This window comes from Candidatus Polarisedimenticolaceae bacterium, assembly GCA_036376135.1.
Taxonomy (GTDB): Bacteria; Acidobacteriota; Polarisedimenticolia; order Polarisedimenticolales; family DASRJG01; genus DASVAW01.
The window spans coordinates 1-23,287 of record DASVAW010000172.1; the positions used below are offsets into that span (position 1 = coordinate 1).

Genomic DNA, 23,287 nt, shown 5'->3' on the forward strand with positions numbered 1-23,287 from the left:
TTTCGCAACTGGGGACAGTCACCGTATTTCCCCGAATCCGAGTCGCACGTTACGAGTTCGGGGAAATACTGTCCCCAGTTGCGAAATAGGTTGCTGTCCCTGATTCCTAGCTGCGCTCTTCCCAGACCCTCGCGAGGTTGACGATCACCTCCACGGCCTTCTCCATGTCCTGCGCCGATACCCACTCGAGGCGCGAGTGGAAGTTGTGCTCGCCGGCGAAGATGTTGGGCGTGGGAAGGCCCATGAAGCACAGACGCGAGCCGTCGGTGCCGCCGCGGATCGGGTGCTCGCGCAGGGGCAGGCCGGTGCGCCGGATCGCCTCGCGCGCGTTCTCCACGACCTCGGGGTACCGGTCGAGGACCTCGCGCATGTTCCGGTAGGACTCGTCGACCTTGCAGGTCACCGTCGCGCCGGGCCAGTCCCGCACGGTGTCGTTCGCGAGCTTCTCGAGAAACGCTTCCTTGTCCCTCAGCCCCGGCGTCTGGAAGTCGCGCAGGAGCAGCTTCACCGAGGTCCGCTCGACCGCGGCGTTCACGACGTAGGGGTGCACGTACCCTTCGTACCCCTCGGTCGTCTCGGGGGAGAGGCCGTCCTTCGGAAGCCGCGCGATGAAGTCGGCCGCGACCTTGATCGCGTTGATCATCTTCCCCTTGGCGTAGCCGGGATGGGTGTTGAAGCCCTGGAACGTCACGGTCATCGCGTCGGCCGAGAAGGTCTCCATCTCGATCTCGCCGAGGGTCTCGCCGTCCATCGTGTACGCGTAGCGGGCGCCGAACTTCGCGACGTCGAAGAACTTCGTGCCGTTGCCGACCTCTTCGTCGGGGGTGAAGCCGACGCGGATCGTGCCGTGCGGAATCTCCGGGTGCGCGACCAGGTACTCCGCGGCGGCGACGATCTCCGCGACCCCGGCCTTGTTGTCCGCGCCGAGCAGCGTCGTGCCGGAGGCGGTGATGATGTCGTTGCCGACCTGCTCTTTCATTGCGGGATTGTCGGCGGGCCGCAGCACGAGCTCGGGATCGTCGGGAAAGCGGATGTCGCCGCCGTCCCACCTCGCGTGCACGATCGGCTTCACGTCGACGCCGGGATTCTCCGGGGAGGTGTCCACGTGGGCGATCAGCCCGATCACCGGCACGTTCGGCTTCTTCGAGGTCGCGGGAATCGTGGCGAAGACGTACCCGTGCTCGTCGATCGTCGCGTCCGACAGGCCGATCGCCTTCAGCTCGCCCACGAGGTCCCGGAGCAGCACGAGCTGCTTTTCCGTCGACGGGTAGGTCTCCGAGTTCTCGTCGGACTGCGTGTCGTACTTCACGTACCTCAGGAACCGGTCCACCACGCTCGTCTTCATCAACGCACCTCCGGCCGCGCATCGTAGCCGAAGCCGCTTGAACTCGCGCGTGACGCTGCGCTAGGATGCGTCGTCGCCGCGGTCGTTGACACCCGCCGGCGACGCGAGAGCGTTGCCTGATGCGAGTCCTGGGCGTCATCCCGGCCCGATACGCCTCGACCCGGTTCCCCGGCAAGCCCCTCGCTCCCCTCGGAAGCCGAACGATGATCGAGCACGTCTGGCTCGGGGCGCGAGCGAGCGCGCGCATCACGCGACTGATCGTCGCGACCGAGGACGCCCGCATCGTCGAGGGGTGCGCGCGCTTCGGCGGCGAGGCGATGCGCACCGACCCCGCCCATCCCTCCGGTTCCGACCGCGTGGCCGAGGTCGCGAGGCGCACGGGCCCGTGGGACGTCGTCCTCAACATCCAGGGCGACGAGCCGTTCGTCACGGGGAGCTGCCTCGACCGCCTCGTGGAGGCGCTCGAGGCCGACCCCGCCCTCTCGATGGCGACGCTGTGGGAGCCGTTCGACGACGCCGCGTCGCTTCACGACCCCAACGCGGTCAAGGTCGTATGCGCCCTCGACGGGAAGGCGCTCTACTTCTCGCGCTCCCCGATCCCCTACGACCGTTCCGGGGCGGCGACGCTCGAACTCTGGCGCAAGCACCAGGGGATTTACGCCTACCGCCAGGACGCGTTGTTCGAGATCACGGCGCTCCCCCCTTCGCCGCTCGAGCGCGCGGAGAGCCTCGAGCAGCTGCGCGCCCTGCAGGCCGGGTACTCGATCGCCGTCCTGCCTTCGGATTTTCGTTCGATCGCCGTGGACACACCGGAAGATTTGGCTCGGGCCCAGGCCCGACTCTCCCAACTCGAGGAGGCCGGACGATGAATCGGGGCAAGCGCCAGGCCAAGTACATCTTCGTGACCGGCGGCGTCGTCTCGTCGCTCGGAAAGGGGCTCGCCGCCGCGTCGATCGGGAGGATCCTCGAAGGACGCGGGTTCCGCGTCGCCCTCCAGAAGCTCGACCCTTACATCAACGTCGACCCCGGCACGATGAGCCCGTTCCAGCACGGGGAGGTCTTCGTCACCGACGACGGCACGGAAACCGACCTCGACCTGGGCCACTACGAGCGTTTCACGTCGATGACGTGCGACCGCAACACCAACTTCACCACCGGCAAGATCTACTCGCGCGTCATCGAGAAGGAACGGCGCGGCGACTACCTCGGCGCGACGGTACAGGTGATCCCGCACATCACCGACGAGATCAAGGAGTCGATCCTCAAGGTCTCCGACGGCGTCGACGTGCAGATCGTCGAGATCGGCGGGACCGTCGGCGACATCGAGTCGCTCCCCTTCCTCGAGGCGATCCGGCAGTTCCGCCTCGACGTGGGGCGCCCGAACGCGATCTTCATCCACCTCACGCTCGTCCCCTGGATCGCCGCCTCCGGGGAGCTGAAGACCAAGCCGACCCAGCACTCGGTGCGGGATCTGCTCGCGATCGGGATCCAGCCGGACATCCTCATGTGCCGCTGCGACCGGGCGGTCCCGCAGGAGCTCAAGCGCAAGATGGCGCTGTTCTGCAACGTCTCCGAGGATGCGGTGATCACCGCGCGCGACGTGGACACGATCTACGACGTGCCCCTCGCCCTCTCCGCCGAGGGGATCGACGAGATCATCATGAAGCTGCTCGACCTTCCGTACCGGAAGAAGCAGCTGAAGGACTGGGAGGACCTCGTCCACCGGATCCGCCACCCGCTCGACGAGGTGACGATCGGGATCGTCGGCAAATACGTCGCCTACGAGGACTCCTACAAGTCCCTGCGCGAGGCGCTCCTGCACGGGGGCGTCGCCAACAACGTCAAGGTGAACCTCCGCTGGATCGAGGCGGAGGACATGGTCAACGGCAAGCTCGAGGCCGAGCTCACGCGGGTCGACGGCATCCTCGTGCCGGGCGGGTTCGGCGTTCGCGGGGTCGCCGGGATGATCGAGGCGATCCGCTTCTCGCGGGAGCGCAAGGTCCCGTTCTTCGGGATCTGCCTCGGCCTCCAGTGCGCGGTGATCGAGTGCGCGAGAAACCTCTGCGGCCTTCAGGGCGCCGACTCGACCGAATTCAACGAGGGGACGCCGCACAAGGTGATCTACAAGCTGCGCGACCTGCTCGGCGTCGACGCCCTGGGCGGCACGATGCGCCTGGGCGCCTACCCCGCCGACCTCGCCTCCGGCTCGCTGGCTCGCGCGGCCTACGGGACGGACCGTGCCTCGGACCGCCATCGCCACCGTTACGAGGTCAACCAGGAGTTCCGCGCCGCGATCGAGGGCGCCGGCCTCGCCGTGACCGGCCTCTCGCCGGACGGGAAGTTCGTCGAGATCGTCGAGCGGCACGACCACCCGTGGTTCCTGGCCTGCCAGTTCCACCCCGAATACAAGTCGCGCCCCCTCGACCCGCACCCTCTCTTCCGGGACTTCGTCGCCGCCTCCTACCGGAACCGCCAGGCACGCCGCAGCGGCGCGAGCTACCAGGCGCAGGACGCCCTTGCGACCGATCCGCGTCGCTGAGGGCATCGAGGCCGGCGGAGGGCGCCCGCTCGTCCTCCTCGCGGGCCCCGACGTGGTCGAGAGCGAGGCGCACGCGTTGAAGCTCGCCCGCGCCCTGGCGGAGATCTGCCGCCCCCGTGGAGTCCCGCTCGTCTTCAAGGCGTCGTACGACAAGGCCAACCGGACCTCGGTCGACGCGTTTCGGGGGCCCGGCCTGGTCGAGGGTCTGCGCGTCCTCGCGCGGGTCAAGGCGGAGACCGGACTCCCGGTGACCTCCGACATCCACGAGAGCGCGCACGCGGAGCCCGCCGGCCGCTTGCTCGACCTCGTCCAGGTCCCCGCATTCCTCTGCCGTCAGACCGACCTCCTCGTCGCGGCCGGGAGGACCGGCCGCTGCGTCAACGTGAAGAAGGGGCAGTTCCTCGCCCCTCAGGACGCACGGCACATCCTCGACAAGGTGCGCTCGACCGGGAACGAGAACGTGATGCTCACCGAGCGGGGCACGACCTTCGGCTACAACAACCTCGTGGTGGACTTCCGTTCGATCGCGCGCATGCGCGCGCTGGGCGCGCCGGTCTGCTTCGACGCCACCCACGCCGTCCAGCTTCCCGGAGGTCTGGGGGGCGCCTCGGGCGGAGAGCGGGAGTTCGTCGCGACCCTCGCCCGCGCCGCGGTCGCCGTGGGGGTGGATGCGTTGTTCTTCGAAGTGCACGACGACCCGGACCACGCCCCCTGCGACGGGCCCAACATGCTCGCCCTCGCCGAATTCCCCGCCCTGCTCGACACCCTGCTCGCGATCGACGCCGCGGGCCGCCGACCGTGAGGCGGGCCGCGGCGGCGGCGATCCTCGCCCTCGCCGCCGCCTGCCGGCGCCCCGCCCCCGCTCCCGCGACGCCGGAGGCGACCGCGCTCGCCGCATTCTCCCCGGGCTCGGCCGCGTTCCTGCAGGACGGCGCGTCGGCGGACGCGCGGCGCGCGCTCCGCATGCTCGGCGAGGCCGCGGATCCCAGGGTCGTCGGAACCGCGGCGCTCCCGGGCGGCGGCGTCGCGGTGGACGTCGAGGGGTCGCTGGGCGGCGGAGCGCGCGGGCGCTACTCCCTTCACGTCGCCCGCGGCGAGGACGGCGCCTGGAGGGTGGTCGCCATCGGCGGACCCGGCATCGCATGGCCGGTTCGCCCGCCCCCGGGGTCGGAGGGACTCAGCGAGTCGGCCCCTCCGCGGTGATAGCATCCCGCGCCGGAGGTCCCGTGTCGTCCCTCGACGTCGCCCGCCGCGTGCTCTCGATCGAAGCGGAGGCCGTGTCCCGGCTGGCGGGCCGCCTCGGAGACGAGTTCGACCGCGCGGTGGAGCTGCTGCTGGGGTGCCGGGGGCGCGTGATCGTCACCGGCATGGGGAAGTCCGGGATCATCGCGCAGAAGATCGCGGCCACCTTTTCCTCCACCGGGATCCCCGCCTACTTCATGCACCCCGCGGAGGCGATCCACGGCGACCTCGGCATGATCGTGACCGGGGACGTCGTGTTCGCCCTGTCGAACTCGGGCGAGACCGAGGAGATCGTCCGCCTGCTCGAGGTGATCCGGCGCCTGGGCGCGCAGATCCTCGCCGTGAGCGGCGCGCCGGAGTCGACGCTCGCGCGCCACGCCGACGTCCACCTCGACGTGTCGGTCGACCGCGAGGCGTGTCCGCTCGACCTCGTGCCGACCGCCTCCACGACCGCGGCCCTCGCGATGGGCGACGCGCTCGCGGTCGCCTGCTACGAGCGTCGGGGAATGTCCCGACGCGAGTTCGCCGAGCGCCACCCCGGCGGGCTGCTCGCCCGCCGCGCCCTCGAGGTGTCGAGCCTCATGCACCGGGGGGACGACCTCCCGAAGGTCCCCGCGGACGCGCCGATCGCCGACGCGGTCCGGGAGATGTCGGCCAAGCGCCTGGGGATGACCTGCGTCGTCGACGGCGCGGGGCGCCTCGTCGGCATCCTCACCGACGGCGACCTTCGGCGCCGCGTCCTCAAGGTCGAGCGGCCGCTCGAGGGGAGCGTCGCCGAGGCGATGGTCACGACGCCGACGACGATCGGCCCCGACGCCCTCGCCGGCGAGGCGCTTCGGGTCCTCGAGGAGAAGAAGATCACCTCGATTCCCGTGGTCGACGGCCGGAGGACGCTGCTCGGCGTGATCCAGATCCACGACCTGTGGCGCACGGAGCTGTTCTGATGACCGCCTCGTCCGAGGTCGACGGCCGGGCGCGCCGGGTCCGCCTCGTCGTGCTCGACGCCGACGGCGTCATGACCGACGGGAGGATCACCGTGTTCGCCGACGGCAACGAGTCGCGGAACTTCTTCTCGCGCGACGGTCTCGCCGTGAAGATCGGCCAGCGCGCGGGGCTGCGTTTCGCGGTGATCTCCGGTCGGACGTCGAAGGTGGTGGACGCACGCGCGCGGGAGCTCGGCTTCGTCGAGTGCCTCCAGGGGATCCACGACAAGGGCGCGACCCTGCGCGAGCTGGCGGCGCGGCAGAACGTCGCCCTCGACGAGGTCGCCTTCGTCGGCGACGACCTCGTCGATCTCCCCGCGATGCGCCTGTCCGGCTTCGCGGCGGCACCCGCCGACGCCGACGCCGAAGCCCGCGCGGCCGCGCACTGGGTGACGCCGTCTCCGGGCGGACGCGGGGCGGTGCGCGACTTCGTCGAGCTCGTCCTGCGCGCGCAGGGCACCTGGGAGCGGATCACCGCCGCCTATCACGGGAGGGACTGAACGCGATGCGCCTCGTCGTGAGCCTCGTGCTGCTCGTGGTCTTCATCGGCCTGCTCGGCTTCGCCCTGACGAATTTCGAGACCCGCGTGCCGATCACGATCTTCGAGACGACCCATCCCGACGTCCGCCTCTTCGCGGTCGTCATCGTCGCGGCGCTGTTCGGCGCGACCTGCGTGGGCCTGGTTGCGCTGGTGGAGGGAACCGCCCTTCGGATCGCCAACCGACGCCTCGAAAGGGAGGTCGCCCGCCTGGAGAGCGAGCTCAACTACGCGCGGACCCAACCCCTGGGGCCGCCGCGCCCCGAGCCCGACGCGCTGGCGGGAACGCGTGCCCCCGCCGAATCGGCCGAGCCGGCCGAGGTCGAGTCGAGCCCCCCCAGCCGTCCGGTCTACGAGCCCGAGTCGGGGGACTGGAACGAGCGGGATCCGGGGGACGACGCCTATTCCGGGGGCCGGGCGGTCTGACTAGGCCTTCTCGAGCCGTTCCCGCAGCGCCGCGAGGCGCTTCTCGCCGATCGCGATCGCCAGTCGCGTGAGCTCCTGGTCGATGAGACCGCGGAAGGCGTCCGGCGCGTCCTCCATGCGGACGTCGATCACCGAACGACGCAGACTCCCGGGTTCGTAGCTGCCGTCGCCCTGGAGCTCGGCCGCAACGAACAGCTGCCCCGCGCGCGTGCCGAGCGAGGCGCGGCACGACTTCACGAAGTTCACCGCCCCGGCGCCGATCTCCTTGCGGATCTCCCCGAAGACGATCTTGTGCCGGGCGTTGAACCGGGCGATCTCGTCGTCGATCCCGACCGGGGGCTCCCACGCGGGAAGCTCCGCCTCCGCTCCGGGTTCGGGTTCCGGCTCCGGGTGGCTCTCGTCGACCGGCGCGGGCACGGGCGCGGCCGCAACCGGCGGCTCGACGATCGGCATGTCGGTGGCGAAGAGCGCCTCGACCTGCTCGCGGGGGATGATCATCGTGCGGTCCGTGTCCGGGGAGTCGAGCGCCCCGAGCGAGGCGAGCGGGGCTCCGGAGACTTCCGATTCCGCCTCAGGCTCCGGGAGCGGCTCCGGTTCCGGCTCGGGTGCCGGCACCGGCTCGGCGACGGCCTCGGGCTCGGCCTCGAACGCCTCGAGACGGGTGGCCGGAAGGTCGAGCTCGAAATCGCGGGCGGGTGAAAGGTCCTCCGCTTCCGGGTAGGGGCTCGCGACGCCCGTCCCCGGGGTCGCCATCTCGAAGTGCGGCCCGTCCCCGGCCGCGGGTTCCGGAGGGGTTTCGGGCTCGGGCTCGGGTCGGCCCCAGCTCTCCGCCTCGGGGGTCGCGAGGCGCCAGGCCTCGTTCACGATCTCCGCGCCGTCGGCGTCGCCGGAGATCTCGACCGCGCCCACGTCTTCGGACGGCTTCCACGCGTGCGGACCGTCCGTGCGCTCCTCGGTCGGCTCCGACCACTCCGAGGGGGCGATCGCGCCGTCGCCGGCGGTGACCGAAGGAGTGATCTCGTCGATGCGGGTGACCTCGAACGCCTCGTCCGCCACCTGGGCCGGAGCGATCGGCGCCGGCTCGACCGGAGCGGGAGGTTCGGACGACTCCGCGGGGGCGGCCGGCGCGCCGCCGAAGGCCATGTCGATGGCCTCGTCGAGCGGCGCTTCCGCGACCGCGCCGAGCAGCCGCAGGGCCCACAACGTCTGGCAGACCCGGTAGTCCCCGAGGGGATGCTCCCGGCAGAGCTCGAGGGGCGACCGCGGCGACCGCAGGCTCGTGACGAGCTCCCAGTCCTCCGCGGAAACCGTCATGCGGTCGAGGACGCCGAGGTACCCGGGCGTCAGCTCGAGCCGCGAGCCGAGTCCACCGCACCCTTCCTTGATTCGCGGCCACGACGAGACGCCGCGAAGACCCTGGAGGATCAGATCCTCGAGCGACCGGTCCATCGTGATCGATTCGAAGGACGGAAGCTCCCCGGAGGCGAACAGCCACTCCCCTTCCGGCCAGCGGAACGTATCCCAGACGATCTCGAGAAGGTGCTCGCGCACCAGGCGATCGAGCTCGTCCGCCTGAATCACCCCCATCTCCTGGAGGATCGTCCCCACCCGCTTGTTCGACAGCAGCCGACGCGCCGTTTCCTCGCGGTCGCGCAACGAGATTACGCCGCGCCGGAGCAGATAGGCGATCAGGCCGTCGTCGATGCTGTTGCTGGTTGCGAAGACGCAACGCCCCTCGCGCAGGTGGAACGTGCGCTCGACCGATCCTCGGGTCACGAAGAGGACCCCGGTCTCGGCGGCGCGGCCGAGCCGAACGAATAGACCCGCGAGCCCGTCCGCGTCGAGCCTTCCCTCGACCCCGAAGGTCGACGGGGCGTCGGGGACGGCCTCGGCCTCCTGGATCAGACCCAGGACCTTGAAGGCCCACAGCGCCTGGTAGATCTCGAAGTTCGAGAGGTAGACCTCCTCGCACAGTTTCGAGACGGGCTCGGGGGCGCCGTCCAGTCGCGTGAGGAGCTGGCGTTCCCCTTCCGACAATTGCAGGCCGTCGGCGGCGTCCCGCCAGGATTCGGTCGCGCGATAGCGGGTGCGCGGCGATCCGACGCTTCGCCGGATCCGCGAGAAGGAACGGACCGAGCGGATCCCCTGGATGAGGAGGTCGCCGGTGTTCATGCCGAGGGTGACGACCTCGTCGGTCGGGAGCGGTCCCTCCACGAAGGTGTGCTCCCCCTCCTCCCACGGGAACAGGCTCAGCACGATCGCCCGAACCTGCCGAAGGACGCCCTTGACCAGATGATCGGGGCTCAGGTGTCCCGCCTCGACGAGGATCGTCCCGAGTCGTTTCCCCTCGGGGAGCCGGGCGATCGCCCGCTCGAGGTGATCGAGGCGGATCACGCCCTCACGGAGGAGCATCTCGCCGAGGCGGTCGTTGGGGTCGGTGGACGCCGCGAAGATGATCCGACCTTCCTGGAAGTAGACCCGCTTGGTGTTCCCCTTCGAGGTGAGGTGCAGGACTCCCGTGGACCGGGAGCGGCACAACGACCAGAAGAGGTCGGGAACGCTGATGCCTTCCAGACGGCCGGTCGTCACCCGGACCGACTCCTGCGACGTGGAACCGTGCATGCTCGCCGCCTCGCGCGGACCCGGCACCGGTGCATCCGGAAAGGTCCGCAAACGCCGCTAAACTTAATGCCCCGCTCCCCGGCGTCAAGAACCGGATGGGAAGTTCATCGCCGGGTGGGTGCGGAGGCCTCTTCCACGAGCATGACCGGGATCCCGTCCCGGATCGGGTAGACCCTGCCGCAGCCCTCGCAGGCGAGCCCCGCGGACCCCTCGGTCGGCCGGACCTTCGCGTGGCACGCGGGGCAGACGAGGATCTCGAGCAGCCTCGAATCAACGGACATGGGAGCCTCCGACCCGCATCCTAGCGCGGTCCGTATACTGCGGGGTGATGGAGTTTCCGGCCGAGATCCACCGGGGGCTCGCCGACCACGGGGCCGGGCTGCGTGTGCTCGTGCTCCGTCTCGGCGCGTTCGGGGACATTCTCCGCGCCCTCCCGGCGATGCGGCTGGCGCGATTCGCGTTGCCCGATGCGGCATTCCACTGGGTCTGCGACGACCGGTGGGCGGGGATCGTCGAAGGGCACCCGGACCTCGACGGGGTGATCCCCCTCCCGCGTCGCTCCCCCTCCGTCGGTGCCTGGGTGGCGTTCGTCCGCGCCCTCCGCGCGGTGCGCCCCTCGCTCGTCCTCGACTTCCACGGGAACCTCCGGAGCGGACTGGTCGGACGGCTGTCGGGTGCGCCGGTCCGGCTCGGGCACGAGGGACACCAGCAGAAGGAAGGGAACCGCTGGCTCACGACACACCGCGTGCCGGCGGGGGAAAGGCGGCGATCGCGGATCGACCGCAACCTCGACCTCGTTCGGGCGCTCGGGGTTCCCGCATCCCCGCTCCCGTCCGCCGGGATCGAGATCCCGGCATCGGCGGAGCGGCGGGCTCGGGAGATCGTCCGGGAGCTGGGGGCGCTCCCGAACGGCTACGCGATCCTCAACCCCGGCGCGAGCGCATCCCAGGCGTACAAGAAGCCGCCCCGGCCGCTCCTCCAGGCGGCCGCGACGCGGCTGTCGACGGCCGGGGTCCGGCCGATCGTGGTGCACGGGCCCGGCGAGATCGACGACGCACGGGCCGTCGCGGCGGGGGCGGGCGCGGGGCTCGCGCCCGCGACGTCGATCTTCGAGCTGGCGGCGCTGCTCGCCGGGGCGCGCCTTTTCGTCGGCGGGGACAGCGGACCGCTGCACCTCGCCTGCGCCGTTCTCTGCCCGGTCGTGGGGATCTACGGCCCGACCGATCCGGTCGTGAACGCTCCCTGGGGGAGCGAGCACCGCGTGGTCGCGCCGCCGGGCCGGGTCTACACGGGGATCCGGCGCCTCGACCGCGAGTCGGGAGGGTTCGCCGGGATCGTCGCCGCCGACGTCGAGGTCGCCGTCGACGCGCTCCTCCAGGCCACCGCCCGCGCGCTCAGCGAGTGAGCTCGTCGAGGAGCATCTCGATTTCGGAGGCGAGGCCGGCGTGGCCGTTCTCCCGCGCCGAGGCGATCCCTCGTCGGTAGGCGTCGGCGGCCTGTTGCGGCTCGCCGGTGCGCTCGAGGCACCGGCCGAGCTCGCGCCACGCCGCACCGACGTCCCCCTTCTCGAGGAGCAGATAGGCGCGGTAGTGCTCGACGGCCTCGGCGAACGCCCCCGCCTTCACGAGCTCGTGCGCGACGAAGAACCGGGGACGCGGGTCCTCCGGGAACTTCGCCACCATGGCGCGCAGCGCGTCGAGTCGATCGTCGGACATGCTCAGCCCTTCCACGTGAGGCGGTGCACGGCGATCCACATCCTATCGATCACCCGCCCCGACGCCAGCCTCGCGGCGAGTTCGAGGTCGTCCGCCGCGTAGGCGACGTACCAGCCGTCGAACGACGGGCGTCCCGTCCGTTTGGCGGTCGAGCGCTCCAGCCGGCACAGGGCGCGGCGCCGCGCGGCGAAGCCGAGCGCCCCCGCGTGGATCCGCGCGTCGTCGAGGTCGAGGATCACGACGTCGTGCCCTCCCGAAGACGGACGGACGAGGAGGTTCCCGAGGTTGAGGTCGCGGTGCTCGATGCCGGCGTCGTGCATCCTCCGCACGATCCGCATCGCCTCGCGCACGATCGCCGGCTCCTCGGGGGTTCCGAGCCAGCGCTCGAGGGGCACGGCGTCGGGAAGGTCCTCGGTCGCGAGCCATCCGCGCCAGAGCCCCGGCGGGCCCGGGATCGCGAGCAGGAGCAGCGGCTCCGGGGTCGGGATCCCGCGGCGACGCGCCTCGAGAGGCCCGGTCAGGTTGGACAGGATCCTCGAGCGGCCGAGAAACCGGTCGCGCCAGATCGGTCCGGCGAGTCCCCCGCGGCGAAGCCGCTTGAGGCGCGCTCTCGGCCCGGACGTGCCGAGCTCCAGAAGCCCCGTCGGACCCCGACCTCCCGAGCTTCGGTCCAGGCGCGGCTCCCAGCCGTCGGCGCCCGCCAGCCCCGCGGCCAGCGCGGCCGGCATCAGGTCACGGCGCGCCCAGAGGCTCGTCCCGCCGAGGTCCCGACGCTCGAACCGCTCCGTCAGGAGTCCTTCTTCTTCGCGACGAGCCACGCCACACCCACGCCGAGCAGGTAGAGGAGGATCATCGGCACGGCGAACACCGACATCGTGAGGGCATCCCCTGTGGGGGTGATCACCGCGGCGATGATCGCGATCGCGATGACCGCGTGCCGGAAGTACTTCATGAGGCTGCGCGGGGTCACGAGCCCCACGCGCGCCAGGAAGACGATGACGATCGGGAGCTCGAAGACCGCGCCCATGCCGATCACCACCCGGCTCAGGAACGAGAAGGCGGACGCGAGGGTCAGCTGCGCCTTGAAGCTCGTGCCCAGCCCCACGAGCCACTGCACCGACAACGGCACGGCGACGTAGAAGCCGAACGCACCCCCGGCCGCGAAGAACACCGTGCCGAAGAAAATGAAGGCGGCCGCGAGCCAGCGCTCGTTCTTGTAGAGCCCGGGCGCGACGAACGCCCAGACCTGGTAGAGCAGGAAAGGCGCCGCGACGAACAGCGCCGCGAGGGCCGACGCCTTCATGAAGACGAAGAAGGGCTCGGTGACCTGCACGAAGATGATGTCGCCGCCGGCGAACAGGCTGTTGCGCATCGGCTGCATCAGGAAGTCGAGGATCTTGTCCGAGAAGGCCCAGGCGGCCATGAACAGGATCACGTAGGCGACGGCGGCCTTGAACAGCCTCGACCGCAGCTCGTCGAGGTGCTCCAGGAACGACATCGCGCCCTGGGGCTTAGCTTCGGGTTCGCTCATCTTCGACGGGGGAGGGCTCGGGCGGAGGGGCCTCGGCCTCCGAGGCGCGCTGAGCGGCGGCGAGCTCCGCGAACGTCGTGGGAGTTCTCGCGGTCGGGACGTTGTCCGATGCGGGGCGCGGACCCTGGGGCGGCTCGAAGGTCGTCGCCTGCTCGATCTCGCGGCGGGTGTTCTTGACCTCCTCGAGATCGACCTCGCGCTCGAGGCTCACGCGGAAGTCCTGGGTCGCCTTGCGGAACTCGGCGAGGGTCCTGCCGATCGTCCTGCCGATCTCCGGGAGCTTGCGCGGCCCGAAGACGAGCAGGGCCAGCACGAAGATGAGTAGGACCTCGGAGCCGCCCAGTCCGAACATCGAACCCGCCGGGACCGGCGAGAGCCGGCCGGAAAACGCCGAACTTCCGGAAGCGCCGCAGGCTACCCTCCGCTCCGGGGGGTGTCAAGGCGACCTCCGGGGCGGGAAAGGCACGCGCCCGCTGCAAAACCGGTGGTCGGCGATGCGACCTCCTCTTATACTTTTGAACGACTTCCACCAAGAGGTGCCCATTGAGCCCCAGCTTCCGTCGCGGCGTCCTTCTCGGCGTGCTCTTCCTCGGCGGCGGCGCTCTCGCGGGAGGGCTGTTCGGAGGCGTGAACGCGCAGTCCGACAAGGCACAGAACCCGCTGCGGAACTTCGGCCGCATCCTCGCCCTCGTGGAGGACAACTACGTCGGGAAGGGGGACGCGGAGGCGCTGGTCGGCAACTCGATCCAGGGGATGCTCCGGACCCTCGACCCTCACAGCAATTACCTCGATCCCGAGAACTACACCGAAATGCGCGACGAGCAGCGCGGCAAGTTCTACGGGCTCGGCATCCAGATCACCAAGCGCGGACCCGACAAGCCCCTCACGATCATCGCCCCGATCGACGGAACCCCCGCCCAGAAGGCGGGGCTCCAGGCCGGCGACATCATCGCGAAGATCGAGGGGGACGACACGATCGGCCTGACCGTCCAGCAGGCGGTGCGCCGGCTCAAGGGGGACCGGGGGACGAAGGTCACGATCTCGATCCAGCGGCCGGGTGAGGCCACGTCGTTCGACGTCACGCTCGTGCGCGACGAGATCCCGACCCACAGCATCCCCGTGGCGTTCATGGTCGACGGCGGCGTGGGCCTGGTGCGCATCTCGAACTTCACGAGCACCACCGCCACCGAGCTCGACCAGGCGGTCTCGAAACTCCGCGCCCAGGGAATGGAGCGTCTCATCCTCGACCTCCGCGCGAATCCGGGAGGACTCCTCGAGCAGGCGGTCGCCGTCTCCGAGCGCTTCGTCCCCGCCGGCAAGATGGTCGTCTACACGCGCGGGAGGATCGCCGGCTCCGACCAGGACTACCTGGCGTCGAAGGGCGCTCCCCGCATCGAAGCGCCGCTCGTGGTCCTCGTCGACCACAGTTCCGCATCCGCGAGCGAAATCGTCTCCGGAGCGATCCAGGATCACGATCGGGGCCTCGTCATCGGCGAGACGACGTTCGGCAAGGGGCTCGTGCAGCGCGTCATCCCGCTCCGGGACGGTGGCGCCCTCGCGCTGACGACGGCGAAGTACTACACGCCCTCCGGGCGGCTGATCCAGCGCGACTACTCCGACCTCGACGACTACTTCGACCCCGAGTTCGCCGAGGACGGCGAGGAACCGCAGCCCGCGCCCGAGCCCACCGACCGCGAGGTCCGGCAGACCGACTCCGGTCGCCCGGTGTACGGCGGAGGCGGGATCACCCCCGACTACATCGTGAAGCAGGAGAAGGCGCCGATCCTCCTGTCCCGCATGCTCCGCGAGAACCTCTTCTTCGACTTCTCGGTTCGGTTCGCCGCGAAGAACCCCGAGCTCGCGCGCACGTTCGCCGCGGACGACCGCGTCCTCCAGGAGTTCCGGGACTTCATCCGGTCCCGGAAGTTCGAATACGAGGAGGCGGCGTTCGAGTCGGCGAAGGACCTCATCGGGCTGCGCCTGCGCGCCCAGGTCGCGCGCGTCAAGTGGGGCCCCGAGGCCGAATCGCTGATCTTCGCGCAGTCGGATCCGGTCGTGCGCAAGGCGCTCGGCGTGTTCGACGAGGCGGCGCGCCTGTCGGCAGCCGGCGAGGAGAGCCGCCGCGAGAAGGAGCGCCAGTCGGCGCAGAACCGCCCCGCGTCCTAGACTAGGGCGCCGTTCCGCGGGCCATCGCGAGCTTGCCGTCGAGCCCCGACGCGTGGAACCGCCGGAGCGTGCGCAGACGCTCGGCGGTGGACCTCCCCTCGAGCCGCTCGAGGAACCGCAGCCCGAACCGCGCCGCGTCGTGATACCGGCTTCGCACCTCGGGGGCGTGGTGCTCCCAATCGGCCTTGTGGAACAGGTGCCAGCGCAGCCAGAGCCGCTCCCGGCGCTCCAGTCGCGGTCGCCGTCCCGCGAGGAAGCGGGCCAGCACCAGCTCCTTGCTCACGTTCGCGTGGAACTCGAGCTCGAGCAGCGTGAACGGCCGGTGGGCCTCGACCCGCTCGGCGATCAGGAGGAGGTGGTCCACCTCCTCGACGAGCGCTCCGAAGGCGTCGACGTTCTCCTCCCCCACCCCGTGCTGCGGGGGGTGCGACTCGAGGATCGAGATCAGCGCGTCCGGATAGTAGATCGACGCCCGGACGCCGTCGTCGGTCTCCCGGACGAGAGTCCGGGCGCCCTGGTCGCCGTCGCCGGCCACCGTCCGGACTTCGGCGCCGGAGTAAAGGCGCCGGTACCCCGCATCTCCGATCACGAACCGGGCGACGTCCCCGACCGACGTGGTGCGCCCGTACGTGCGCTCCAGCAGCCCCTGGACGACGCGAAGGAGCGGGGCGCCGCTCATGCGCCGGCTTCTCCCGCGGTCTCCGCGACGTATTCGAACGCGGCGCCGTTCCAGACGATCCGCAGCCCGTCGTATCCCACGTCGGCTCGGACCATCCCGTGCACGCGGCGCCGCACTTCGTCCGCGTCGAACGTCCCCGGCCCCTGGCGGAGCTCGCGCAGCCAGCGCACGAGCGCGTCCCGATCGCCCGAGCCGCGCCGATCGTCCCGGCGGATCTTCCGGGCGATCTCCACGTTGCACACGTTCTCGAGGACCGCCGCGAGGTGCCGCGCCCCGAAAAGCGGAGAGAAGCCCCGACGGAGCAGCTCCTCGCGGGCGGACGGATCGAGCGCCAGCCTCAATCCATGCACCTCGCTCCAGCGCCGGGCGATCCGGTCGAGCTCGAGGTCGAGGATCCGCGAGGCGCTCGAGCGCGACAGCCTGTCGAAGTGGATCATCCTCACGCGGTTGACGAACTCCGGGCTGAGCGCACGACGCAGGTCCTGCGCGACCTCGCGACCGGCGAGCCCCTCGCGCGCCTCGTCGTCCCCGAACCCGATGGGCGCGCCCCGCTGCTGCTGCTCGCTGTACCCGAGGTTCGACGTGAAGAAGACGATGGAGTTGGAGAAGTTCAGCACGCGTCCGCGGTTGTCGGTGACCGTGCCGCGGTCGAGGATGCCGAGGAAGAAGGTCCGCAGATGCGGGTGGGCCTTCTCGACCTCGTCCACGAGGATCACGGAGACCGGCGCGCGGCATGCCTTCTCGTGGAAGACGGCGAGGATCCCCTCCTCGTCGGAGCGGATGAAGCCGCGCGTGGCTCCCCGCAGCTCGTGGATGTCCGAGGGATAGGTGAAGTTCGGGCCCTCGAGGGTCAGCATCGGGACCTCGATCTGCCACAACCCCTCCAGCAGGCGGACCAGGCTTTCCACGAGGTGGTTCTTGCCGACGCCGGTGGGACCGACGAGGAAGAACGCCGGGGGCTTGCGGAGGTCGCGCGTTCCCGACGCGAACAGACCGAGCTCGTCGCAGAGCGCCTGGACGGCACGGGGCTGGTCGACGACCGTGGCGTCGAGGGCGGTGCGGATCCGATCCACGTCCAGCGCGGAGAAGAGCACCATCCGCTCGTACGCGCTGATCAGCTCGTGGCGATCGAGCGCCGCGGATTCGGGCTCGTCCCCGCGCGCCGCCTCGAGGTAGGCGTCCTCGACCGCGCCGAGGACGGCGATGGAGCCCCTGAGCTCCTGCGATCCCTCCGCTTCCTCCACCGGGGCCTGGAGGTGTCGGAGGATCCCCGCGTGTTGCGGGAATCGGTCCGAGCACTGGCGCAGGAACGCGACCTCGTCCTCGACGGGAAGCACGAGGAGCTTGTTCTGGCGGAAGAACTCGCGCAGCCGCCGATCCTCGGCGAGCAGGCGCAACGTCTCGCTCGCGGCGAGGTAGGCGCGCGCGCCGAGCTCGGCGAGGTCGATGCCGTGCACCTGCCGGAGCCCGAGCAGGCCCGCGTCGAACAGCGCCTTGTCGCCGACGCGACGCACGTCCTCGGGGAGCCGGCGCACCCGGTAGAGGACCTCGCCGTCCCCCCGTCGTTCCTCCTCGATGAGGCGCCCCACGAGGGACGGGAGGAGCGTCCGGTCGGGGGTCATGATGCGGGCGATCCTGTCTTCGGAGTACACGTCGGTCCGCAGCAGCGAACACGCCGTCACCACGCGCATGAGGTGACGCAGCTCGAGCTCGTCGACGGGCCGGTCGGGAGAGGCCGTCCGGGCCGCCTCGCGCAGCCGGGCCTCCAGGTTCTTGTCGTCGATCCCTTCGATCCGTTCCATGCCTGAAATATTGCCTGATCCGACGGAAAGTCGAACGGGTCACCTTGACACCCCTCGGGGCGAATCCTAGAGTGTCAGCACTCGCGGTGAGCGAGTGCCAGATGAACGGCATAAGCGTCCTTTATGCAAGGACTTAGACGAATCAGGAGGTTACGCACATGAAGCTGAAGCCGCTCTACGACCGCATTCTCGTGAAGCGCGTCGAGGAGAAGGAACAGAAGCGCGGCGGGATCATCATCCCCGACACGGCGAAGGAAAAGCCGATGGAGGGCAAGGTGATCGCGGTGGGCGCCGGGGCCCTCAACAAGGAAGGCAAGCGCACCCCCCTCGAGGTCAAGTCGGGCGACCGCGTCCTCTTCGGGAAGTACGCCGGAACCGAGATCAAGATCGACGACGACGAGATGGTGATCCTCCGCGAGGACGAGATCCTCGGGATCATCGAGTAAGGGAGGACGGAGAAAACCATGGCTGCCAAGAACATCACCTACGCCGAAGACGCCCGTCACGCGATGCTCCGCGGCGTCAACAAGCTCGCCGACGCCGTGAAGATCACCCTCGGCCCCAAGGGCCGGAACGTGGTCCTCGAGAAGAAGTTCGGCTCCCCGCTGTCCACCAAGGACGGCGTTTCCGTCGCCAAGGAGATCGAGCTGGAGGACGCCCGCGAGAACATGGGCGCCCAGCTCGTCCGTGAGGTCGCCTCCAAGACCTCCGACGTCGCCGGCGACGGCACGACGACCGCGACGGTGCTCGCCCAGGCGATCTTCCGCGAGGGCGTGAAGGCCGTCACGGCCGGATCGAACCCGATGGACATCAAGCGCGGCATCGACAAGGCCGTCGAGTCTGTCACCGCCGATATCAAGAAGCTGTCGCGCCCGATCGCCGGCAAGGCGATCGCGCAGGTCGGCACGATCTCGGCGAACAACGACTCGTCGATCGGCGAGATCATCGCGCAGGCGATGGAGAAGGTCGGCAAGGACGGCGTCATCACGGTCGAGGAGGCCAAGGGCCTCGAGACCTCCCTCGAGGTGGTCGAGGGGATGCAGTTCGATCGCGGGTACCTCTCCCCGTACTTCATCACCGACCCCGAGCGGATGGAAGTCACCCTCGAGGACGCCTACATCCTCATCAACGAGAAGAAGATCTCCTCGATGAAGGACCTCCTCCCCGTGCTCGAGCAGGTCGCCAAGTCCGGCAAGCCCCTGCTGATCATCGCCGAGGACATCGAGGGCGAGGCGCTGGCCACCCTCGTCGTCAACAAGCTCCGCGGCACGCTGCACGCCGCGGCCGTCAAGGCCCCCGGCTTCGGCGATCGCCGCAAGGCGATGCTCGAGGACATCGCGATCCTCACCGGCGGCAAGTGCATCACCGAGGACCTCGGCATCCGTCTCGAGAACGTCAAGCTCGAGGACCTCGGCCGCGCCAAGAAGCTCGTGATCGACAAGGAAAACACCACGATCGTCGAGGGCGCCGGCAAGGCGAAGGCGATCGAGGGCCGCGTCAAGCAGATCCGCACCCAGATCGACGAGACCACCTCCGACTACGACCGCGAGAAGCTCCAGGAGCGCCTCGCCAAGCTCGTCGGCGGCGTCGCGGTGATCAAGGTGGGAGCCGCGACCGAGTCCGAGATGAAGGAGAAGAAGGCGCGCGTCGAGGACGCGATGCACGCCACCAAGGCCGCCGTCGAGGAGGGGATCGTCCCCGGAGGCGGCGTCGCCCTCATCCGCGGGATCAAGAGCCTCGACGACCTCCTGAAGAAGGAGAAGAACGAGGACATCGGCGTGGGCGTCCGCATCGTCAAGCGCGCCCTCGAGGAGCCGGTTCGTCAGATCGCGAACAACGCCGGCTACGAGGGCTCGGTGATCGTCAACCAGGTCAAGGAGCTCGAGGGCGCCAAGGGCTTCGACGCGCAGAACGAGAAGTTCGTCGACATGATCGACGCGGGCATCATCGACCCGACGAAGGTCGTGCGCTCGGCGCTCCAGAACGCGGCTTCGATCGCGGGGCTCATGCTCACGACCGAGGCGGTGATCAACGAGATCCCCGAGGAGAAGAAGGCCGCGCAGGGCATGCCGGGCGGCATGGGCGGCGGCATGGGCGGAGACTTCTGATCCCGCACGGGGCGCCCGAGGTCCCGTTGGACATAAGGGCCCGGCTCCGCAAGGAGCCGGGCCTTTCTCTTTACGCGGCCCTCGTCGCCGTCCAGGTCTTCTTCGGAGTCCACTACCTCGCCGCGAAGGTCGTGCTGCGCGAGATCCCTCCCCCCGCGTGGGCGACGATCCGGGTCGCCGCTTCCGCCGCGATCCTGCTCGCGTGGGCCGCGTGGACGGGGAAGCTCCCGCGCGGACGCCGGGAGATCGGCGAGCTCGCCCTTTACGCCGTCTTCGGCGTCGTGATCAACCAGATCTGCTTCATCGAGGGGCTGTCCCGCACGACGGCGACGCACTCGGCGATCCTCAACACGATGATCCCCGTCGGGACCCTCGCCTTCGCGATCGTGCTCGGCCGCGAGGCCTTCACGGCGGCGAAGGGGTGGTCGCTGGCCCTCGCCTTCACCGGGGTCATGCTCGTCGTCCGTCCCGACCGCGCGTCGTTCTCCTCGCAGACCCTCGTCGGGGATCTCCTCACCCTCGTCAACGGCCTGTCGTACGCCCTCTTCCTCGTGATCTCCAAGCGCATCCTCCAGCGCGTGGACGCCGTCGGCGCGACGGCGCTGCTCCTGCTCTTCGGGAGCGCGGGGATCGGCCTGTACGGCTGGCGCGACCTCGCGGCGCTCGACTTCGCCTCGGTCTCGCCGACCGCCTGGTGGACCGGCGCGTTCATCGTCCTGCTCCCGACCGTGGCGGCCTATTTCCTGATCTACTGGGCGCTCGCACGCGCCGAGTCGTCGATGGTCGCGCTCTGGGTCTACCTGCAGCCGGTCATCGCGGGAGTCCTCTCCGCGGTTTTCCTCGGGGAGCGCGTGACCACCACGACCCTCGTCGGAGCGGCGCTGATCTTCGCGGCGGTCGCCTTCGCGACCCGGCGGTCAGCCCAGGGCCAGCCGGCAGAGCAGCTCGACCCCGCGAGGTAGCGCCGTCTCGTCGATGTCGAAGCGCGGCGAGTGGTGGGGAGCGGTGATCCCCCGCGCCTCGTTCCCCGCCCCGACGAAGACGAACGCCCCGGGAACCTCGCGCAGGAAATAGGCGAAGTCCTCCGCCGCGGCCATCGGCTCCATCGTCACGACCCGCTCGGGTCCGACGACCCCGCGGGCCGAGGCGACGACCTTGTCGACCGACGCGGCGTGGTTGACGACCGCGGGGAACCCCGGCTTCAGCACGAACTCGAGACGGCACCCGGACGCGGTGGCGATCCCCCCGAGAACCTCCCGCACCCGCCGCCGCAGGATCTCGCGGGTCGCCTCGGAGAACGACCGGAGGGTCCCGCGCATCGTGGCGTCGTCGGGGATCACGTTGGGGGCCGTCCCCCCGTGCAGGGCGCCGACCGACACGACCGCCGGCTCGAAGGGGCTGACCGAGCGCGACACGACCGACTGCAGGGCGACGAGGCCCTGCGCCGCGGCCAGCACCGGGTCGATGCAGACATGCGGGGCGGCCCCGTGCCCGCCGCGACCGTGGAACGTCACCTCGAACTCGTCCTGCGCCGCCATCACCGGGCCGGGGCGCACCTGGATCGTCCCGACCGGAAAGAGCGACCACAGGTGCAGGCCGTAGGCCTCCCCCACGCCGAGCTCGGTCAGGAACCCCTCGCGGATCATCGCCTCAGCCCCGCCCTGCCCTTCCTCGGCGGGCTGGAAGCAGAAGACGACGTCGCGCTTCAGGGCCTGCCGCCATCCGGAGAGGACGGTCGCCGCCCCGAGGAGCATCGCGGTGTGCCCGTCGTGCCCGCACGCGTGCATCGTCCCGGGTACGGTCGAGCCGTACTCGCGTCCGGGTTCCTCCTGCACGGGAAGAGCGTCCATGTCCGCACGGAGCAGGACCGGCTTTCCTTCCGCTTTCGCCGCCTTGAGGATCCCCACCACCCCGGTCCTTCCGACTCCCGTGCGGACCGAATCCAGGCCGAGGCTCCGGAGGCGCTCGGCGACGATCCCGGACGTCCGGACCTCCTCGAAGCCGAGCTCGGGGTGACGGTGGAAATCGCGCCTCCAGGCCACGATCTCGGGGGTGAGGGATTCGACCGCCTGGCGCAGGGTGTCGCTCATGACGGGAGTGTTTCCTATAATCCCCGCCCCTTGCAACGGTTTCCCCGGAAGGAGTCCCCCTTGAGTCGTTTCGCCCGCGTCGGACACAGCCCCGATCCCGACGACGCCTTCATGTTCTACGGCATCGCCAAAGAGCGGGTCGACCTGGAGGGGTTCACGATCGAGCAGGTCCTCGAGGACATCGAGAGCCTCAACCGTCGCGCGATGAAGGGGGAGCTCGAAGTCTCCGCCGTCAGCATCCACGCCTACGCGCACCTCGCCGACCGCTACGCGTTGATGCCCTGCGGCGCGTCCATGGGCGACGGGTACGGCCCGATGCTCGTCGCCCGCGAGGCGCTCGCGGCCGATCCCAGACTCCTCGCGACGAAGACGATCGCGATTCCTGGAACGTTGACCTCGGCCTTTCTCGCCCTGAAGCTCTACCTCGGCCCGGACTTCAAGTACGAAGTCGTCCCCTTCGACCAGATTCTCGACCACGTCGCCCACGGCGACGCCGACCTCGGCCTCGTGATCCACGAGGGGCAGCTCACCTACGCGAGCCAGGGGCTCCACAAGATCGTCGACCTGGGCGTGTGGTGGGGGGAGCGCACCGGCGGCCTGCCGCTCCCGCTCGGCGGGAACGCCGTCCGCAGGGATCTCGGGGACGACACGGTCCGGGCGCTCACGAGGGTTCTCAAGCGCTCGATCGCCTACGGACTCGAGCACCGCGCGGAGGCGCTCGCGTACGCGCTGGACTTCGGCCGCGGCCTCGATTCCGGCATGGCCGATCGCTTCGTCGGCATGTACGTCAACGAGCTCACCCTGGACTACGGCCCCCGCGGGCGCGAGGCGATCCGCCGCTTCCTCGCCGAGGGAGCCGAGCGTGGCTTCGTCCCGCCGCTACGGGAGCTCGTCTTCGTCGACGCCGATGCTCGCTGACCTCACGGGATTCACGCGCCTTCGCGCGAGCGGGCCCGATCTTCTGGGCCTCCTCCACCGCCTGAGCACGCAGGACCTGAAGGACCTGGCGATCGGGACCGGCGCGCCGACGGTCGTCACGAGCGCCAAGGGGCGGATCATCGAGCGCCTGTTCGTGCATCGCGCGGCCGAACAGGACGTCTGGTTGTGCGGCGGCCCCGGCGCCGGCGAACGCGTCCTCGCTCACCTGAAGAAGTACACCTTCGCGGAACGGACCGGGCTTTCCGACGCGACCGCTTCGACCGCCCAGCTCGCGATGCTCGGCGGCGCCATTCCCGGTCTTCCCGATCCGGGGCCGTGGGGCGTCGTCGAGGGGACGCTCGCGGGGGTGAAGGTCGTCGTCCTCGGGCAGGACGGGTTCACGTCGCAAGGGCGCTCGATCGTCTGCGCCGCCGCCGACCGACCGGCGCTGGACGCGCTGGGCCCGACGATCGATGCGGAGGAGCTCGAGGCCTGGCGCGTGCGCCTGGGCTACCCCGCGCCGGGTCGCGAGCTGACCGAGGACTGGAACCCCCTCGAGGCGGGACTCCGCGACCACGTGAGC

General features: G+C 70.1%; 24 protein-coding genes. 14 read left to right on the forward strand and 10 right to left on the reverse strand.

Going from position 1 to position 23,287, the window contains the following annotated elements; all coding sequences use genetic code 11:
• Positions 1-106: 106 nt before the first annotated feature.
• Positions 107-1,345: a peptidase T gene (gene pepT / locus VF139_19080; protein ID HEX6853508.1), complete on the reverse strand. Its 1,239-nt coding sequence runs from the start codon at positions 1,343-1,345 to the stop codon at positions 107-109.
• A gap of 119 nt (positions 1,346-1,464) precedes the next feature.
• Between pepT and kdsB the strand changes: the two genes are divergently transcribed.
• The 7 genes from kdsB to VF139_19115 are packed head-to-tail and all read left to right on the forward strand — an operon-like array spanning position 1,465 to position 7,073.
• On the forward strand, positions 1,465-2,214 hold the full coding sequence (gene kdsB / locus VF139_19085; protein ID HEX6853509.1) for a 3-deoxy-manno-octulosonate cytidylyltransferase: 750 nt from the start codon (positions 1,465-1,467) through the stop codon (positions 2,212-2,214).
• Positions 2,211-3,884, forward strand: coding sequence for a CTP synthase (locus VF139_19090; GenBank protein HEX6853510.1), 1,674 nt, complete (start codon positions 2,211-2,213; stop codon positions 3,882-3,884). Before kdsB ends, VF139_19090 begins: the two co-directional genes overlap by 4 nt.
• Positions 3,862-4,686 carry a 3-deoxy-8-phosphooctulonate synthase gene (gene kdsA, locus VF139_19095; GenBank protein ID HEX6853511.1) on the forward strand — a complete coding sequence of 275 codons (825 nt, stop codon included), beginning with the start codon at positions 3,862-3,864 and terminating at the stop codon, positions 4,684-4,686. The genes VF139_19090 and kdsA overlap by 23 nt, the downstream gene beginning before the upstream one ends.
• Positions 4,683-5,087 (forward strand): hypothetical protein, encoded by a 405-nt coding sequence (locus VF139_19100; protein ID HEX6853512.1) that lies wholly within the window; start codon positions 4,683-4,685, stop codon positions 5,085-5,087. Before kdsA ends, VF139_19100 begins: the two co-directional genes overlap by 4 nt.
• Before the next feature lie 23 nt (positions 5,088-5,110).
• On the forward strand, positions 5,111-6,070 hold the full coding sequence (locus VF139_19105; protein HEX6853513.1) for a KpsF/GutQ family sugar-phosphate isomerase: 960 nt from the start codon (positions 5,111-5,113) through the stop codon (positions 6,068-6,070).
• Positions 6,070-6,609 (forward strand): HAD hydrolase family protein, encoded by a 540-nt coding sequence (locus tag VF139_19110; GenBank protein ID HEX6853514.1) that lies wholly within the window; start codon positions 6,070-6,072, stop codon positions 6,607-6,609. The genes VF139_19105 and VF139_19110 overlap by 1 nt, the downstream gene beginning before the upstream one ends.
• 5 nt (positions 6,610-6,614) lie before the next feature.
• Complete coding sequence (locus tag VF139_19115; GenBank protein ID HEX6853515.1) at positions 6,615-7,073, forward strand: LapA family protein; 459 nt, start codon at positions 6,615-6,617, stop codon at positions 7,071-7,073.
• Here the strand turns inward: VF139_19115 and VF139_19120 are convergent, their stop codons facing one another.
• On the reverse strand, positions 7,074-9,695 hold the full coding sequence (locus tag VF139_19120) for a DUF4388 domain-containing protein (protein ID HEX6853516.1): 2,622 nt from the start codon (positions 9,693-9,695) through the stop codon (positions 7,074-7,076). It abuts the gene before it with no gap.
• 104 nt (positions 9,696-9,799) lie between these two features.
• Positions 9,800-9,976, reverse strand: coding sequence for a Trm112 family protein (locus VF139_19125; GenBank protein HEX6853517.1), 177 nt, complete (start codon positions 9,974-9,976; stop codon positions 9,800-9,802).
• A 47-nt stretch (positions 9,977-10,023) separates the two neighbouring features.
• Between VF139_19125 and VF139_19130 the strand changes: the two genes are divergently transcribed.
• Positions 10,024-11,100, forward strand: a complete 1,077-nt coding sequence (locus VF139_19130; protein HEX6853518.1) for a glycosyltransferase family 9 protein — start codon at positions 10,024-10,026, stop codon at positions 11,098-11,100.
• Here the strand turns inward: VF139_19130 and VF139_19135 are convergent.
• The 4 genes from VF139_19135 to tatB are packed head-to-tail and all read right to left on the reverse strand — an operon-like array spanning position 11,090 to position 13,293.
• Positions 11,090-11,410 (reverse strand): hypothetical protein, encoded by a 321-nt coding sequence (locus VF139_19135; GenBank protein ID HEX6853519.1) that lies wholly within the window; start codon positions 11,408-11,410, stop codon positions 11,090-11,092. The genes VF139_19130 and VF139_19135 overlap by 11 nt on opposite strands.
• 2 nt (positions 11,411-11,412) lie before the next feature.
• The gene (locus tag VF139_19140; protein HEX6853520.1) at positions 11,413-12,228 is read right to left on the reverse strand and encodes a lipopolysaccharide kinase InaA family protein; all 816 of its coding nucleotides are present in this window, start codon (positions 12,226-12,228) and stop codon (positions 11,413-11,415) included.
• Entirely contained in the window at positions 12,198-12,941 is a 744-nt protein-coding gene (tatC, locus tag VF139_19145; protein HEX6853521.1) for a twin-arginine translocase subunit TatC, read from the reverse strand. The genes VF139_19140 and tatC overlap by 31 nt, the downstream gene beginning before the upstream one ends.
• Positions 12,922-13,293: a Sec-independent protein translocase protein TatB gene (gene tatB, locus VF139_19150; GenBank protein ID HEX6853522.1), complete on the reverse strand. Its 372-nt coding sequence runs from the start codon at positions 13,291-13,293 to the stop codon at positions 12,922-12,924. Before tatB ends, tatC begins: the two co-directional genes overlap by 20 nt.
• Before the next feature lie 191 nt (positions 13,294-13,484).
• Here tatB and VF139_19155 point away from each other — a divergent pair, with 191 nt between their 5' ends.
• Entirely contained in the window at positions 13,485-15,107 is a 1,623-nt protein-coding gene (locus VF139_19155; protein ID HEX6853523.1) for a S41 family peptidase, read from the forward strand.
• A 1-nt stretch (position 15,108) separates the two neighbouring features.
• Here VF139_19155 and VF139_19160 read toward each other — a convergent pair whose 3' ends face one another.
• Together VF139_19160 and VF139_19165 are read right to left on the reverse strand one after the other, a co-directional pair.
• A complete protein-coding gene (locus VF139_19160) occupies positions 15,109-15,786 on the reverse strand; it encodes a hypothetical protein (GenBank protein HEX6853524.1) in 678 nt (225 codons plus the stop codon).
• Positions 15,783-17,588 (reverse strand): AAA family ATPase, encoded by a 1,806-nt coding sequence (locus tag VF139_19165; protein HEX6853525.1) that lies wholly within the window; start codon positions 17,586-17,588, stop codon positions 15,783-15,785. Before VF139_19165 ends, VF139_19160 begins: the two co-directional genes overlap by 4 nt.
• 158 nt (positions 17,589-17,746) lie before the next feature.
• Here VF139_19165 and groES point away from each other — a divergent pair, with 158 nt between their 5' ends.
• Genes groES through VF139_19180 form a run of 3 tightly spaced genes read left to right on the forward strand, consistent with a single transcriptional unit; the run spans position 17,747 to position 20,658 of the window.
• The gene (groES, locus tag VF139_19170; protein HEX6853526.1) at positions 17,747-18,034 is read left to right on the forward strand and encodes a co-chaperone GroES; all 288 of its coding nucleotides are present in this window, start codon (positions 17,747-17,749) and stop codon (positions 18,032-18,034) included.
• An 18-nt stretch (positions 18,035-18,052) separates the two neighbouring features.
• Entirely contained in the window at positions 18,053-19,696 is a 1,644-nt protein-coding gene (gene groL, locus VF139_19175; GenBank protein HEX6853527.1) for a chaperonin GroEL, read from the forward strand.
• A gap of 26 nt (positions 19,697-19,722) precedes the next feature.
• Complete coding sequence (locus VF139_19180; GenBank protein HEX6853528.1) at positions 19,723-20,658, forward strand: DMT family transporter; 936 nt, start codon at positions 19,723-19,725, stop codon at positions 20,656-20,658.
• On the opposite strand, the gene VF139_19185 is transcribed toward VF139_19180, so the two are convergent.
• A complete protein-coding gene (locus VF139_19185; protein HEX6853529.1) occupies positions 20,614-21,786 on the reverse strand; it encodes an amidohydrolase in 1,173 nt (390 codons plus the stop codon). The two genes, VF139_19180 and VF139_19185, sit on opposite strands and share 45 nt — an antisense overlap.
• 60 nt (positions 21,787-21,846) lie before the next feature.
• On the opposite strand from VF139_19185, the gene VF139_19190 reads away from it, so the two are divergent.
• Together VF139_19190 and VF139_19195 are read left to right on the forward strand one after the other, a co-directional pair.
• Positions 21,847-22,704 carry an MqnA/MqnD/SBP family protein gene (locus VF139_19190; GenBank protein HEX6853530.1) on the forward strand — a complete coding sequence of 286 codons (858 nt, stop codon included), beginning with the start codon at positions 21,847-21,849 and terminating at the stop codon, positions 22,702-22,704.
• Positions 22,694-23,287, forward strand: a 594-nt coding sequence (locus VF139_19195; protein HEX6853531.1) for a hypothetical protein, incomplete at its 3' end; no start/stop codon positions are given. The genes VF139_19190 and VF139_19195, both read left to right, overlap by 11 nt.

What these genes read in the sequence shown, in the direction of transcription:
- VF139_19130 (HEX6853518.1), top strand. Translation starts at nt 10,024, where the DNA reads ATGGAGTTTCCGGCCGAGATCCACCGGGGGCTCGCCGACCACGGGGCC.
- VF139_19115 (HEX6853515.1), top strand. Translation starts at nt 6,615, where the DNA reads ATGCGCCTCGTCGTGAGCCTCGTGCTGCTCGTGGTCTTCATCGGCCTG.
- pepT (HEX6853508.1), bottom strand. Translation starts at nt 1,345, where the DNA reads ATGAAGACGAGCGTGGTGGACCGGTTCCTGAGGTACGTGAAGTACGAC.
- kdsB (HEX6853509.1), top strand. Translation starts at nt 1,465, where the DNA reads ATGCGAGTCCTGGGCGTCATCCCGGCCCGATACGCCTCGACCCGGTTC.
- VF139_19110 (HEX6853514.1), top strand. Translation starts at nt 6,070, where the DNA reads ATGACCGCCTCGTCCGAGGTCGACGGCCGGGCGCGCCGGGTCCGCCTC.
- VF139_19090 (HEX6853510.1), top strand. Translation starts at nt 2,211, where the DNA reads ATGAATCGGGGCAAGCGCCAGGCCAAGTACATCTTCGTGACCGGCGGC.
- groES (HEX6853526.1), top strand. Translation starts at nt 17,747, where the DNA reads ATGAAGCTGAAGCCGCTCTACGACCGCATTCTCGTGAAGCGCGTCGAG.
- tatB (HEX6853522.1), bottom strand. Translation starts at nt 13,293, where the DNA reads ATGTTCGGACTGGGCGGCTCCGAGGTCCTACTCATCTTCGTGCTGGCC.
- VF139_19125 (HEX6853517.1), bottom strand. Translation starts at nt 9,976, where the DNA reads ATGTCCGTTGATTCGAGGCTGCTCGAGATCCTCGTCTGCCCCGCGTGC.
- VF139_19120 (HEX6853516.1), bottom strand. Translation starts at nt 9,695, where the DNA reads ATGCACGGTTCCACGTCGCAGGAGTCGGTCCGGGTGACGACCGGCCGT.
- groL (HEX6853527.1), top strand. Translation starts at nt 18,053, where the DNA reads ATGGCTGCCAAGAACATCACCTACGCCGAAGACGCCCGTCACGCGATG.
- tatC (HEX6853521.1), bottom strand. Translation starts at nt 12,941, where the DNA reads ATGAGCGAACCCGAAGCTAAGCCCCAGGGCGCGATGTCGTTCCTGGAG.
- VF139_19165 (HEX6853525.1), bottom strand. Translation starts at nt 17,588, where the DNA reads ATGGAACGGATCGAAGGGATCGACGACAAGAACCTGGAGGCCCGGCTG.
- VF139_19160 (HEX6853524.1), bottom strand. Translation starts at nt 15,786, where the DNA reads ATGAGCGGCGCCCCGCTCCTTCGCGTCGTCCAGGGGCTGCTGGAGCGC.
- VF139_19135 (HEX6853519.1), bottom strand. Translation starts at nt 11,410, where the DNA reads ATGTCCGACGATCGACTCGACGCGCTGCGCGCCATGGTGGCGAAGTTC.
- VF139_19185 (HEX6853529.1), bottom strand. Translation starts at nt 21,786, where the DNA reads ATGAGCGACACCCTGCGCCAGGCGGTCGAATCCCTCACCCCCGAGATC.